At 56.6% G+C, this 12,720-nt stretch carries 13 protein-coding genes; 10 read left to right on the forward strand and 3 right to left on the reverse strand.

Annotation, left to right across the window (positions count from 1 at the left end):
• Window position 1 precedes the first annotated feature (1 nt).
• The 4 genes from BLR97_RS04915 to BLR97_RS04930 are packed head-to-tail and all read left to right on the forward strand — an operon-like array spanning window position 2 to window position 2,818.
• On the forward strand, window positions 2-544 hold the full coding sequence (locus tag BLR97_RS04915; protein WP_089703086.1) for a MotA/TolQ/ExbB proton channel family protein: 543 nt from the start codon (window positions 2-4) through the stop codon (window positions 542-544).
• Complete coding sequence (locus tag BLR97_RS04920; protein ID WP_089703088.1) at window positions 537-944, forward strand: ExbD/TolR family protein; 408 nt, start codon at window positions 537-539, stop codon at window positions 942-944. Before BLR97_RS04915 ends, BLR97_RS04920 begins: the two co-directional genes overlap by 8 nt.
• On the forward strand, window positions 941-1,702 hold the full coding sequence (locus BLR97_RS04925) for an energy transducer TonB (RefSeq protein WP_089703090.1): 762 nt from the start codon (window positions 941-943) through the stop codon (window positions 1,700-1,702). The genes BLR97_RS04920 and BLR97_RS04925 overlap by 4 nt, the downstream gene beginning before the upstream one ends.
• Window positions 1,703-1,717: 15 nt before the next feature.
• Window positions 1,718-2,818 carry a tetratricopeptide repeat protein gene (locus BLR97_RS04930; RefSeq protein WP_340147935.1) on the forward strand — a complete coding sequence of 367 codons (1,101 nt, stop codon included), beginning with the start codon at window positions 1,718-1,720 and terminating at the stop codon, window positions 2,816-2,818.
• A gap of 34 nt (window positions 2,819-2,852) precedes the next feature.
• On the opposite strand, the gene xthA is transcribed toward BLR97_RS04930, so the two are convergent.
• Window positions 2,853-3,686, reverse strand: coding sequence for an exodeoxyribonuclease III (gene xthA / locus BLR97_RS04935; protein ID WP_089703095.1), 834 nt, complete (start codon window positions 3,684-3,686; stop codon window positions 2,853-2,855).
• The gene (locus BLR97_RS04940) at window positions 3,686-3,931 is read right to left on the reverse strand and encodes a hypothetical protein (protein WP_089703096.1); all 246 of its coding nucleotides are present in this window, start codon (window positions 3,929-3,931) and stop codon (window positions 3,686-3,688) included. The genes xthA and BLR97_RS04940 overlap by 1 nt, the downstream gene beginning before the upstream one ends.
• Window positions 3,932-4,076: 145 nt before the next feature.
• On the opposite strand from BLR97_RS04940, the gene rhlB reads away from it, so the two are divergent.
• Together rhlB and dinG are read left to right on the forward strand one after the other, a co-directional pair.
• A complete protein-coding gene (gene rhlB / locus BLR97_RS04945) occupies window positions 4,077-5,351 on the forward strand; it encodes an ATP-dependent RNA helicase RhlB (protein WP_089703098.1) in 1,275 nt (424 codons plus the stop codon).
• Between the two features lie 5 nt (window positions 5,352-5,356).
• The gene (gene dinG / locus BLR97_RS04950; protein ID WP_089703100.1) at window positions 5,357-7,483 is read left to right on the forward strand and encodes an ATP-dependent DNA helicase DinG; all 2,127 of its coding nucleotides are present in this window, start codon (window positions 5,357-5,359) and stop codon (window positions 7,481-7,483) included.
• Between the two features lie 42 nt (window positions 7,484-7,525).
• On the opposite strand, the gene BLR97_RS04955 is transcribed toward dinG, so the two are convergent.
• Window positions 7,526-8,602: a 3-deoxy-7-phosphoheptulonate synthase gene (locus BLR97_RS04955; protein ID WP_089703102.1), complete on the reverse strand. Its 1,077-nt coding sequence runs from the start codon at window positions 8,600-8,602 to the stop codon at window positions 7,526-7,528.
• A 327-nt stretch (window positions 8,603-8,929) separates the two neighbouring features.
• Between BLR97_RS04955 and rpoE the strand changes: the two genes are divergently transcribed.
• The 4 genes from rpoE (at window position 8,930) to BLR97_RS04975 (ending at window position 12,674) form a co-directional block, all read left to right on the forward strand.
• Window positions 8,930-9,529, forward strand: coding sequence for an RNA polymerase sigma factor RpoE (gene rpoE / locus BLR97_RS04960; protein WP_089703104.1), 600 nt, complete (start codon window positions 8,930-8,932; stop codon window positions 9,527-9,529).
• A gap of 321 nt (window positions 9,530-9,850) precedes the next feature.
• On the forward strand, window positions 9,851-10,591 hold the full coding sequence (locus tag BLR97_RS04965) for a sigma-E factor negative regulatory protein (protein WP_089703105.1): 741 nt from the start codon (window positions 9,851-9,853) through the stop codon (window positions 10,589-10,591).
• Window positions 10,592-10,747: 156 nt separating this feature from the next.
• Window positions 10,748-11,200 carry a SoxR reducing system RseC family protein gene (locus BLR97_RS04970; protein ID WP_089703107.1) on the forward strand — a complete coding sequence of 151 codons (453 nt, stop codon included), beginning with the start codon at window positions 10,748-10,750 and terminating at the stop codon, window positions 11,198-11,200.
• 64 nt (window positions 11,201-11,264) lie between these two features.
• Window positions 11,265-12,674 carry a DegQ family serine endoprotease gene (locus tag BLR97_RS04975; RefSeq protein WP_089703109.1) on the forward strand — a complete coding sequence of 470 codons (1,410 nt, stop codon included), beginning with the start codon at window positions 11,265-11,267 and terminating at the stop codon, window positions 12,672-12,674.
• Window positions 12,675-12,720: the final 46 nt, after the last annotated feature.

Raw genomic sequence — 12,720 nt, forward strand, 5'->3', positions numbered from 1 at the left:
TATGTTGACAGTTCCCCTTTGGCTTGAGCCGGTAGAGCGGCTGATGAATGCGGGTGGGGTGGTGCTCGTCGTGCTGGCCGTGGTGGCGCTGCTGGTGTTTGGTATGGCCATCGAACGCTTTTGGTTTTATCGCATGACGTGGCGGCCGGCGCGTCGGCAGCTTATCAACCGCTGGGCTAGGCGCGATGATCATCAAAGCTGGAGTGCTCGCACCTTGCGTAATGTATGGACGGACGACCTGGTGGTGCGCCTACGTCGGCCGTTGCCCTGGTTAAAACTACTGGTCGCGTTGTGTCCGCTTTTCGGCTTACTGGGCACCGTGACGGGAATGATCGGGGTGTTTGAAAGCCTTTCGCTGAGCGATACACACCAAGCGCGAGCCATGGCCGACGGTGTGGCGCGCGCAACGCTACCCACGCTGACCGGCATGGCCATCGCGGTGGTGGGGCTTTTGTTTATTAGCCGTTTGGAACACATTATTCGTCGCGAAGATCAGCGGTTGCACGACCGAATGGCGCGGGCCCTGGAGGAAAACGATGCGTAGACGACGTTCGCTGGAAAGCGCCGAAGATACAAACGAAGTTAACCTCACGCCGATGCTGGACGTGGTGTTCATCATGCTGATTTTCTTTATTGTCACTACCAGCTTTATTAAAGAAAGCGGCATTGAAATCAACCGCCCTGAGTCGAGTGAGGCCAGTCCCCGGCCGGATGCGCAAGTGTTGGTTGCGGTTTCGCCTGAGGGCGCGGTGTGGGTCGACGGACGTGCCATTGACGCACATCAGGTAGGCGAAGAAGTCGCGGGGATGCTCAGCGACGATGGGTCGGTGGTTATTCAGGCTGACCGGGCGTCGACCACAGGCCTGCTGATTGACGTAATGGATCGCTTGCACGAGGCAGGCGTCGACCAAGTGGCGGTGGCGGCGAATCGGAGTGGCCGATGATACGCCAAGCATTATCCTTGGTTGGTGGTGGGGTACTGGCCATTGGGCTGTTTTGGCTGTTGGCGCTGTTGGTCGCGCCGCCCGATGATCGGGTTGAGCCGCCCGAGGAAACCATTGCCATGAGCATGGTCGAAGCGCCCGAAGAAGCGCCGCAAGAAGAAGCCCCGCCGCCGGAAGCGAATCAGGCGGCAACGCCAGCGCCTTCGGCCCCAGTGCCGACGCCGGAGCCACCACCGGTGGCTGACAGCACCATCGCATTGCCCGATGTCGAGCTGCCGGAAATGCCAGAAGAGCCGGTGGAGATGGACAGTGAGCTGCCGGAGTTGACCGAGGCAACGCCTGAACCCGAACCGCGGCCCGAGCCTGAACCGCAGCCCGAACCTGAACCGGAACCGACGCCAACTGACGTGGCCACCGAAAGCCAGACGGAAACGTCCGATGCCAAGCGTGAAGCCGCGCCCGAGGTTCAGCAGGCAGAATCAAATGAGCCGGTTAATGTTGGGCAAGCGACGCCGACCAGTCGGGTTAATCCGACCTATCCGGCGCGTGCTCAGCGGCGTGGTATGGAGGGCTATGTCGAGGTGACGTTTACCATTCGGCGTGACGGCAGTGTTGATGGGTCGTCGATTCGGATTACCGATGCTCAGCCGGGTCGGGTGTTTGACGATGCGGCCCGTGAGGCCATTGGCCGCTGGCAGTTTGAGCCGAGTAGCCGGCTACGTAATGCCACTCAGCGTATTGAATTTCAGCTGCGTTAACGATTTTATTGAGGTATGACCATGCGTCGATGGTGGTGCATTTGTTTGGTGAGTTTGTGGACGTCGCTAGCGCAGGCCAGTCCGGCGCTACCGGGCGATATCATTCAAGACCTCAACCGCATGCAGGCGCAACTCCGCGACCAGCAGTATGCGAGCGTGGTCAATCGGGCGACTCAGCAAGCGACGCGGCTGGAGAGTGGTAATACAGCGGATCGTTGGGCGAGCGCTCTTTATCAGCAGCTTGCGGCTGGTGCGCTGGCCCGACAAGGCCAGCCTGGCGAGGCCGCCGACCGTCTGGCACAGGCACGAGCGTTAAGCGGTGAAGAGCGTGCCCAGGCCAGGCGCTGGTTAAAACAAGAGGCGTCGTTGCGCCGCGCGGCGGGCCAATCACCCCAAGCGAGCAATCTACTCGCCGAGTGGCTGCGCCAAAAGGGCGGGGAGGACGACAGCGAAGAGCGCTGGAAATTAACCCGTTGGTTAGCCAGCGACCAGCGTTGGAAAGCGGCAGCAGAGTCACTAGCCTCCAGCATTGGCGAATCCTCAGCGCTGAATGAAACTCAGCGTACCCTGGCGCTGGCGATTTATCAGCGCACTCAGCAAACCGATCGGGCGCTTGATTTATTGTTGCAAGGCCTGGGCGCGAAGAGTGAAGCAAATAATTGGCGGCAAGCCGCCGCGCTTGCTCAGCAGTCAGGCCAGCCGGGCGTTGCGGCGGCGCTATGGGATACGGCATGGCGGCTGGGCAAACTCGATGTGGATCATGACCGCTGGCAGCTGGTGCGGCTGCATATGGCGGGCGGTACCCCCGCCAGAGCGGCGGAATATTTAGAGCACTGGTTAGCCGAGGGTGACGTGGTGCGTAATGAAACCACGCTGCGCCTGCTGGCCAACGCCTGGCAGCAGGCCCGCGATAAAAGCCAAGCGCTGGCTGCTTGGCAGGCATTGGCCAGAATCAGTCAGCAAGCCGATGATTGGCGGAGGTACGGCCAATTGGCCTATACCTGGGGGCAAGACGAGCGCGCCGAGCAAGCCTTCACGCGCGCCCAAGCGCTGGGAGATGAGCAAGCCGCTGAGTGGCTGGCGACGCTAGCGCAGTCGCCGCGCTATTCGTTATGACGAGAATACGCTGAGTGCGTCATAGACCCGGTGCTTAGTCCGAAGATACCAGCGTAAGGGTAAAATCGCTCCATGTGGGGGCGTGATCGGACGGCCGCTGCATGCCCCGAAGCGCGTAGTCTATCCCAGCAGCGGTAACGCATTCAGCCAGCGGCTGGGAAACCAGGATATAGTCAATGCGCAGCCCCCGCTTAGGTTCGCGGTCGAAGCCTTTAGAGCGATAATCGAACCAACTGAACCATTCCTGGTTATCGGGGTGGCAAAGCCGGTAGCTATCGCTTAACCCCCAGGCTTTAATGCCCTCCAGCCATTCACGCTCAACGGGTTGAAAGCTGGTTTTGCCTTCGCGCAGCCAGCGTTTACGGTTGGCTTCGCCAATGCCGATATCCTGATCTTGGGGAGAGATGTTAAAATCGCCCATAATCGCGATTCGCTCATCAGGGCGGTGCTGCTCATTAAGCAGCCGAGATAGTTGGTCGTAAAACCGCTCTTTGTGAGGAAACTTGGTCGGGTGAGTAACGTTTTCACCCTGCGGGAAATAGCCGTTCCAAACGGTAACCGGTTGGCCGTCGTCGGCTAGTAGCGTGACGCCAATCATGCGCCGTTGCGCATCTTCTTCGTCGTCAGGAAAGCCGTAAAATACCGCTTGGGGTTTTTGGCGGCACATTAACGCCACGCCATAGTGACCCTTCTGGCCAAAATAAAAGACGTGGTAGCCCATCGCTTCCACATCGGCGAGCGGAAACTCGCTATCTTGAACCTTGGTTTCCTGCAGGCCGATAACATCGGGCTTCTGGGTATCAACCAGGGCCTGCAATTGATGCAGCCGTGCACGTATGCCGTTGATGTTAAAAGAAACCAGACGCATCACGAACGATCTCCGGGGTTATCGGTGTCTTTGTCCGGGTGAATTTTAATATCCTGCCCGCTTTGCTGGCGAGCCAGTTTGCGCACGGCCTGTAATTTGCGTTGCTGCTGCTTTTTTGCCACAAAACGGCGTGATGACGTCACCTGGTCGGGGTTATCATGGCGCCACTTTTTATAGTCTTTACGCCGACCCGTGCGGATGGTTACTTTATCCGCTATTGAGCGGGTCTTTTTTTTACGCGTCATATCGCGCTCCTTGGATCAAATATGGTCGTATTCTAACAGCCTACTGCACTCCTTCGACAGCAGGGCGCGCTCTTATCGCCAAGCCCTGGTACAATGCGCACTTCGTGATGCCTAACATCCACAGCAATGGACAGATACACAGCCTATGAGCGAGTCGGAACAGACCACAGCATCGGCCCAGAACCGCAAGCCTAAACGCCGCCGTCGGAAACCGCGTCGCCGTCAGTCAAATTGGGATCTTCGTCAGTTTCAGGTGCCTGCCGTGGCCGGCAAATGGCGCTTTCATGACTTTGATCTGCCGCTGCCGTTAATGCGCGCTATTCATGCCCAAGGGTTTGAATACTGCACGCCCATACAAGCAGAGGCGCTGCGCCAAACGTTGCTGGGCGGCGATATTGTCGGCAAGGCCCAAACCGGCACGGGTAAAACCGCCGCGTTTTTGATTTCCGCGCTGGCGTATTTTCTGGAGGAGCCAACGCCGGATGGCCAGAAATCAGGTGCCCCTCGCGCGCTGATTATTGCGCCTACCCGCGAGCTGGCCTTGCAGATCGAGAAAGACGCCAAGGCCCTGGCGCGTTTCACCAAGCTCAACGTCGCCAGCGTTGTCGGCGGGATGGATTACCAGAAACAGCGCGACAGCCTGGGCAAAAAGATCGATATCTTGGTGGCCACGCCCGGTCGCCTGCTCGATTTCCATCAGAAGCGCGATATCGACCTGTCAGAGGTTGAAGTGCTGGTGTTGGATGAAGCCGATCGCATGCTATCGATGGGCTTTATCCCCGACGTTAAGCGGATTATTCGCTATACGCCCAAGAAAGAAGAGCGTCAGACGTTCCTCTTCTCGGCCACCTTCACCGATGACATTCTCAATCTGGCCAGCCAGTGGACGCTTGATCCGGCCCACGTCGAGATTGAAGTGACCGTTGAGAACCAGGCCGATATTGATCAGCGCGTCTATATGGTGTCTGACGATGACAAGCAGCGACTGCTGGTCAATTTGTTAGAGCAGGAAAGTTTTGAGCGCGTAATGGTGTTTGGTAACCGCCGCGACCTGGTGCGCAAATTGGATGACCTGCTTAAAAAAGCCGGTGTGAGCGTTGCCATGCTATCGGGTGATGTGCCGCAAAATCAGCGTATCAAGACCCTGGAAAGCTTCCGCGAAGGCGAGATTCAAGTGCTGGTCGCCACCGACGTTGCAGGCCGAGGGATTCATATTGAAGACGTCAGCCACGTCATCAATTACACCTTGCCGGAAGATCCGGAAGATTACGTGCATCGCATTGGACGTACCGGTCGGGCGGGCGCCAAAGGCGTATCTATCAGCTTTGTGGGTGAAGAAGACGCGTTCTCCCTGCCGGAGATCGAGCGCTACATCAACGACAAGCTGCCCTGCGAACATCCGCCGGAAGGCATGCTGTAACGCGCATGCTGGATAACGCCTTAAAAAGCGAGATTCAGGAAGCCTACCGTCGCGTGGTGGAAACGCTTGAGTTAACACCACGCTACGGACAGCGGCTGATGATCGCCGAGATTGCCCGTACGCTGGGCGATATCGAAAGCGATAACGACGGCAAACGCACCAGTGACCAGCATGTCTGCGTGCTTGAGGCGGGAACTGGAACGGGTAAAACGCTGGCCTATCTAATTGCCGCTCTGCCCATCGCCAAAGCGCGGGGCAAGCGGCTGATAGTTTCGACCGCCACGGTAGCGCTACAGGAGCAGGTGCTCAATCAAGACCTGCCGTCCCTGGCGAGCCACAGTGGGCTGGCATTTCGCTACGCATTGGCCAAAGGTCGCGGGCGTTATGTGTGCGTGGCACGCTTGGATCAGGCACTGGAAGGCGTTGAGCCGAATCCTACGCTGTCGTTATTCGAGCAGTCCCTGCAGGCTCAAAGTAGTGACTTTAGCGTGATTGCCAGCGATATGGCCGAGGCTTACGGGCAGGGCGAGTGGGAAGGTGACCGCGATAACTGGCCGCATGCCATTGACGATGCCCACTGGCGGCGCTTGACCGTCGATCATCGCCAATGTACCGGCCGGCGCTGCGGTCATTTTGGCGCCTGTGCGTTTTTCCGCTCCCGCCGGGAACTGGAAAACGCCGACGTTATTGTCGCTAACCATGATCTCGTATTGGCCGATCTGGCGCTGGGCGGCGGGGCGATTTTACCTGACCCGGCCGACTGCATCTTTGTGTTTGACGAAGGTCATCACCTGCCCGATAAAGCGCTTTCGCATTTTGCCCATCGCTTTGCAGTCAACGGTTGCCTACGCTGGTTAAAAACCCTCAAAAGCAGCTTAACTGATTTAAATCAGGGGCTTGCTGTGCAACCGACAATTGCTCGGCTATTGGCTGGCCTGCCTGAGCTTATCCATACCTTAGAGCCTGCTTTAGGGGATTTATTTAGTACGGGCCATCAACTGGCGGGACGCTCGAATGGCTTGGCTGATGAAGAGAACACACTCCAGTCGCGCTTTGAAAAAGGTCAGATCCCCGACGCGCTGCGCGAACAAGCTGAACAATTGCTGGTCATGTTTGCGACGCTGTCGCGTCATCTTGAAAGCATCAGTGATATTTTGCGTGAAAGCCTCGATCCGGATAAGCAAACCGGTTTGGAGCGCGAACAGGCCGAGGCTTGGTTACCGCTGGTGGCGCTACTTCACGGTCGAGCGCTGGACGCTCACTCACTGTGGCAAGCCTTTAGCGAACACGATGCGCCGAATAATCCGCCGAGTGCGCGATGGATCACGTTGAGCCGTGTGTCGGGTGAGCCGGAAATCGAGTTTTCGGCGAGCCCGGTGTCGGCTGCACATACACTGGCTAAGCATCTTTGGGGGCGCTGCCATGGGGCGGTCGTCACGTCGGCAACGTTGACCGCCCTGGGTCGCTTCGAGCGACTTCAAGAGCGAGCTGGGCTCGCCAATCGCTATCGTTATCAAGCACTGCCCAGCCCGTTTGATTATGCCAATGCGGTACTGAGCGTACCCAAAGAAGCCACCGACCCGAGTGATCGTGAGGCCCATGAAAAGGCTATCGTCGATTTTGTGACGCAACTAGCGGATCGAGAGGCGGCGCTGGTGCTGTTCTCATCACGGGCACAACTGCGCGGCGTTGAAAAAGCACTCAGTGCCACGCTAAAAGCGCGCGTACTGGCCCAGGATGCGTTACCCAAGCGCGAGTTGATTGAGCAGCATCGCGCCGCAGTGGATAGCGGCAAGGGTAGTATTATTTTCGGCTTGGCAAGTTTTGCTGAAGGTATCGATTTACCGGGGGATTACCTGACCCACGTGGTGATTACGCGGCTGCCGTTTGCGGTGCCCGATGACCCGGTGGGGGCGACCCTCGCCGAGTGGATTGAGAGCCAGGGCGGCAATCCGTTTATGCGTATCAGTGTGCCGGACGCATCGATCAAGCTGGTTCAAGCCTGCGGTCGCCTGATCCGTAAGGAGAGCGATACAGGCACGATTACCCTGCTGGATAGGCGCGTCCTTACGCGGCGATACGGGCAAGCACTGTTAGATGCATTGCCGCCGTTTCGGCGAGAAATCGGTTAGGCGAGGTGAAAAAGCCCACTGCACTGCAGTGGGCTAGCGGGGTTATGCCTGGCTACGCTTTGCCAGTGCGGGTGCGAGCTTTTCGTTCATGCGGGTAAAGGCTTTAACGGTGGTGTCCCAATCGATACAAGCATCGGTGATGGAAACGCCATATTGAAGGTCTTTAAGGTCGTTGGGGACTTTTTGGTTGCCCCATCCCAGGTTGGATTCCACCATTAGGCCGATAATAGAGGTGTTGCCTTCCAATATTTGGTTGGTCACATTCTCAAGGACGAGCGGCTGAAGCGCAGGGTCTTTGTTCGAGTTGGCGTGAGAGCAGTCAATCATAATATTGGCGGAAAGATTGGCTTTTTTCAGTTCTTGCTCGGCCAGGGCAACGCTGACGCTGTCGTAGTTGGGCTTGCCGTTGCCGCCACGTAGTACGACGTGCCCATAGCCGTTGCCGCGAGTGCGGATGATGGCCACTTGACCCGACTGGTTGATGCCGAGAAAGTTATGTGGATGGGCAACGGATTGTAGCGCATTGATGGCCACGTCCAGGCTGCCGTCAGTGCCGTTCTTGAACCCGACGGGGGAAGACAGGCCTGACGCCATTTCGCGGTGCGTTTGCGACTCAGTGGTACGCGCCCCGATGGCCGACCAGCTAATACAGTCTTGAAGGTACTGCGGTGAGATCGGATCGAGCGCCTCTGTAGCCAGCGGTAGACCGATCTCAGCCAGGTCAACCAGCAACTTGCGGGCGATATGCAGGCCTTCGTCGATCTCGAACGAGTCGTTAATGTGGGGATCATTAATTAAGCCTTTCCAGCCCACCGTGGTGCGGGGTTTTTCGAAATAAACCCGCATCACGATATAAAGGCTTTCGCTGACTTGATCCGCCAGCGCGCGAAGCCGCTTGGCATAATCTAAGGCGGCGTCGACATCATGAATGGAGCAAGGGCCAACCACCATGAGTAAGCGCGGATCACTACCGTCCAGGATGCGCTGGATGGTTTGGCGGCCCTCAATGACGGTGCGCTCGGCAGCCTCGGTAAGCGGTACATCTTGCTTAAGGGCTTCGGGGGTAGTAAGCACGTCCTGAGCGAGGACGTTGAGGTTGTTGACCTGCTGATCTGACATTGTGCTACCTGTGCGTGCGTAATGGGCGAATCAAGAGCCCTACTATCGCTTGTCGGCGTAGTAAAAATCAATTGTTGTGGAACTTAACGGTAAGACAAGAAGTCAGCCGCTGGGTTTTGCTCAAGGGGGTAAACGCTTGATGCGCCGAGCAGAACGCGTAACACTTAACCAACCATAGGCATTCACGTTTACACTGCCTTTTTATGTTATTCGTATGATTAACCAATGCCCAAGGGACACTATGTTGCTTGCTGTTAACGCCCAGTGTATCGGGTCTAAAGGAAGAGTTGCGCTCGGTGATGACTATCCGAGCGAGAGGAGCGTGTAATGGGCACTCGTGAAACAGATCAACAGCTCGTTGAACGTGCCCAAAAAGGCGATACACGCGCATTTGATTTGCTGGTAAAAAAATACCAGCACAAGATTATTGGCTTAATTGGGCGCTATGTTCATGACCATGCCGAGGTTCAAGATGTCGCGCAGGAAGCCTTCATCAAAGCCTACCGCGCGCTAGGCAAGTTTCGCGCCGAAAGTGCTTTTTATACATGGATGTATCGAATCGCGATCAACACGGCAAAAAATCATCTAGTGTCCCGCGGACGTCGCCCTCCGGGCAGTGACCTGGATATCGTCGATGCTGAAATCGTTGACCAAAGCGGTCGCTTAGCCGATGCCGAATCACCCGAAGCGGCTATTGCTCGTGATCAGTTGGAAGCCGCCGTTTATGAGGCGATCGAAAAATTGCCTGATGATTTGCGCACTGCGATCACGCTTCGCGAGTTGGATGGGCTAGCTTATGAAGATATCGCGCAGGTGATGCAGTGCCCCGTTGGCACGGTGCGTTCGCGTATTTTCCGGGCTCGCGAAGCCGTTGACGAGCATATTCGCCCTCTGGTGACGACAGCACGGAACAGTCGCGAAGATTAGTGGTCAATGGAAGTGCGTTAGGACGTAATGGTGAAAAACTATCGGTCACCGTGAACTGTTTGGTGGCATCACCGTCAAAGCCATTACGTTTCAATGAGAAGCTTTGAAAGCTGTCATTAACGTAGCTTTATTTTAGCGCTGTCTTGATAGGCTCTTCGGCTTAACGATATGGCGATCAATGAACGATTAAAGGTGTTGTTTGCACCGTGGCGAAGTGGTCTGCCAAGGCTTGGCCTGTGGAGCTGCCGGTGAATGCCAGCGCAAAGGCAACAGCTAGCGATGGCCATCAGCGCTCCTTTTAACAGTGTGAGGGTGTGAAGTATGAGTCAAAACACACGGGAATCACTTTCGGTATTAATGGATAGCGAAAGTGACGAGCTAGAATTGCGCCGAGTGTTGAAGGCACTACCGGATGATGACGACGCCGCTGATACTTGGCGACGTTACCATTTGGCTCGAAGCATGATGCAGCGTGAGCGGGGAGTCGATGTAACCGCTGATCTGTCTGCCGGTATCATGGCCCGTTTGCAAGGTGAGCCAGCCCCAACCTTGGATGACGCTGTACCCGCTCGCACTGGAAGCGTGTCATTTGTTCGCGGTGCGGGGGTTGCCGCTGCGGTATCGCTTATGGTCATTACGGGCGTACAGTTCTTCGGCAACAATGCGGGTACGGGATCCACCGAGCAGGGTGGTGGTGTTGCGTCAAACACGGCGCCCGCTACGTCAAATCAGGTTCAGCCTGTCAATCTGACTTCAACGCTCAACGCGACCAATGGCCAAACGACAGTGGCCCCCCAAGCCGACAACATGCCAATGTTTGAACAAACGCCTTTCCGGGTGAACGGGCAAGCCTCGAGAGGCGGTCTGATGAACGTGAGTGAAGGCGGGTTTTCAGGCACTGGCGCGCAGCAAGGCGTATCGGCTCAGCAAGGCACGCGTATTGACGTTGAGCAACTACGCTTCCTTCAGTCTTACCTTGAGCAACAACAAGGCTTCACAGGAAGCCAGAGCGACTCATCGATGCGCTCCTTTGGTGTGACTGAACCCCTCGGGCAGCGCTGATTCGTCACGGCGAATCGCTAATAGGGCAAGATGCAAATGGACGTTGAAAAAGAGGGGCTCTCTATTTCAACGTCCTTTTTTATATACATGCGAGGATGATGCTGACTACCCCCTAGATAGGGTCGTATTTAAAAGGTCAGTAGGGAGGTAAGTGACGTGTCGGCAACAACGGGTGAGCAAGTTGTTCAACGTCAAGGGCGCGTTGTGGGTTACCGCACCCAGGGGGTTGTCGTCGAGGTGATCGCCTCGCCTGGCTGCACACAATGCGCCAAGGGGCAGGGCTGTGGGGCGGGACTCCTGGCGCGCAGGAACCCCTGGCAGTTGAAGGTCGATACGCCGCTGTCTTACAAAGATAAGACATCGCCCGCATTGAACAGCGAGGTAACGCTGGTCATGCAGAAAGCCACTATCACGCGGTTAACATGGTTGATTTATGGGCTGCCACTGTTAATTGCGCTGGCGGGTGCGGGTGTGGGGGACGCCTTGAGTGATGCGGTTTGGCTTGCGCCCAGTCTTTTCTTCGGTCTCTTGATCAGTAGCATGCTGGGCCTTAAATATGCGTTAGGTCGACGCGCGGAGTACTTTCGTCCACGGTTGGTTGACGCATAATGACGATGGCTCATCTCGAGCCGTAATGACATGTTTTTATGGTGTCTTGAGTAGGAGTTATTGCATGAAGCGCTTACTGTTTCCCTCTTCGCTATGGGTCTGCTTGGTTTTGCTGCTGTGCCTGGGGCAAAGTGCCCACGCACAAAGCCTGCCGGACTTTACCGACCTCGTTGAGGAGGCCGCACCTGGGGTGGTGAACATTTCCACCAGTCGCACTGTACAGCGTGGTGGATCCTCCTTCGATCGTTTCGGCGGGCAAGAAATACCCGAGATTTTCCGTCATTTTTTTGGTGATAGTTTCCCTGCGCCACCCGGAGGTGGGCCAGGACGTAGCGAAGAACGTCAATCGCTGGGCTCTGGGTTCATCATCAGCGAAGATGGCTACGTGCTTACCAATGCGCATGTCGTACAAAATGCCGATGAAATTCTTGTGCGTTTGAATGATCGGCGCGAGTTGAACGCCGAACTTATCGGCAGCGACCCGCAAACCGATGTGGCACTGTTGAAAGTCGATGCCGAGGGTCTGCCTACGCTGGAGTTAGGCGATTCAGATGCGCTTCGCGTTGGCGAGTGGGTCGCGGCGATAGGCTCGCCCTTTGGTTTTGATCATTCGGTTACCGCCGGCATTGTCAGTGCGATTAACCGCACCTTGCCGCGGGATGCTTACGTGCCGTTTATTCAAACCGATGTGGCGATCAACCCTGGTAACTCAGGTGGGCCGCTGTTTAATTTAGATGGCGAAGTGATTGGTATTAACTCGCAAATTTTCACGCGTAGTGGCGGCTTCATGGGCGTTTCGTTCGCCATTCCCATCAATGTGGCGATGGATGTGGCTGACCAACTGCGCGAAGACGGGCGCGTTAATCGTGGCTGGCTTGGGGTGATGATCCAGCCGGTATCTCGTGACTTGGCCGAATCATTTGGCATGGAAGAAGCCGAAGGTGCACTGATTGCCGATCTAGACCCTGAAGGCCCAGCGGCGAAAGGTGGTTTGCAAGCGGGCGACGTTATTTTAGAAGTTAACGGTGAAGCCGTGGATCGCTCGAGCAGCCTACCGCGTCTGATCGGCCGGGTAGCCCCAGGCGATGAAGTAGACTTGCGTCTGATGCGTAATGGCGAAGAGCTCAGCGAAGCGATAGAGCTGGGCAGCTGGCCTGATACCGCTGGACAGCCTACCGCGTCGCGGAGCGATAGCCAGGTGCGCTTAGGCGTCTCGGTCGCTGAACTTGACCAAGCCACCCGTGAGCAGCTTGACCTACAGGGCGGAGTGGTCGTTCGTGAAGTTGAACCGGATAGCGTGGGGGCTCGCGCGGGGCTTCGTGCAGGCGATATACTGGTGAGCATAGATCACCGTAGCCTGTCGTCGCCCGAAGAGTTACGCCGTATTGTGGAAGAGCTGCCCACGGATCGAGCTATTCCGCTACGCCTTTATCGCGACGGACGTTCGCTCTTCGTGGCACTGCGCTTTGAATAACTGAGTCTCGCCTTGCTACCGGCAGCCCGCTTAAATCAGCGGGCTG

Origin of the sequence: Vreelandella arcis, assembly GCF_900103865.1 — a bacterium.
GTDB classification, from domain to species: Bacteria; Pseudomonadota; Gammaproteobacteria; order Pseudomonadales; family Halomonadaceae; genus Vreelandella; species Vreelandella arcis.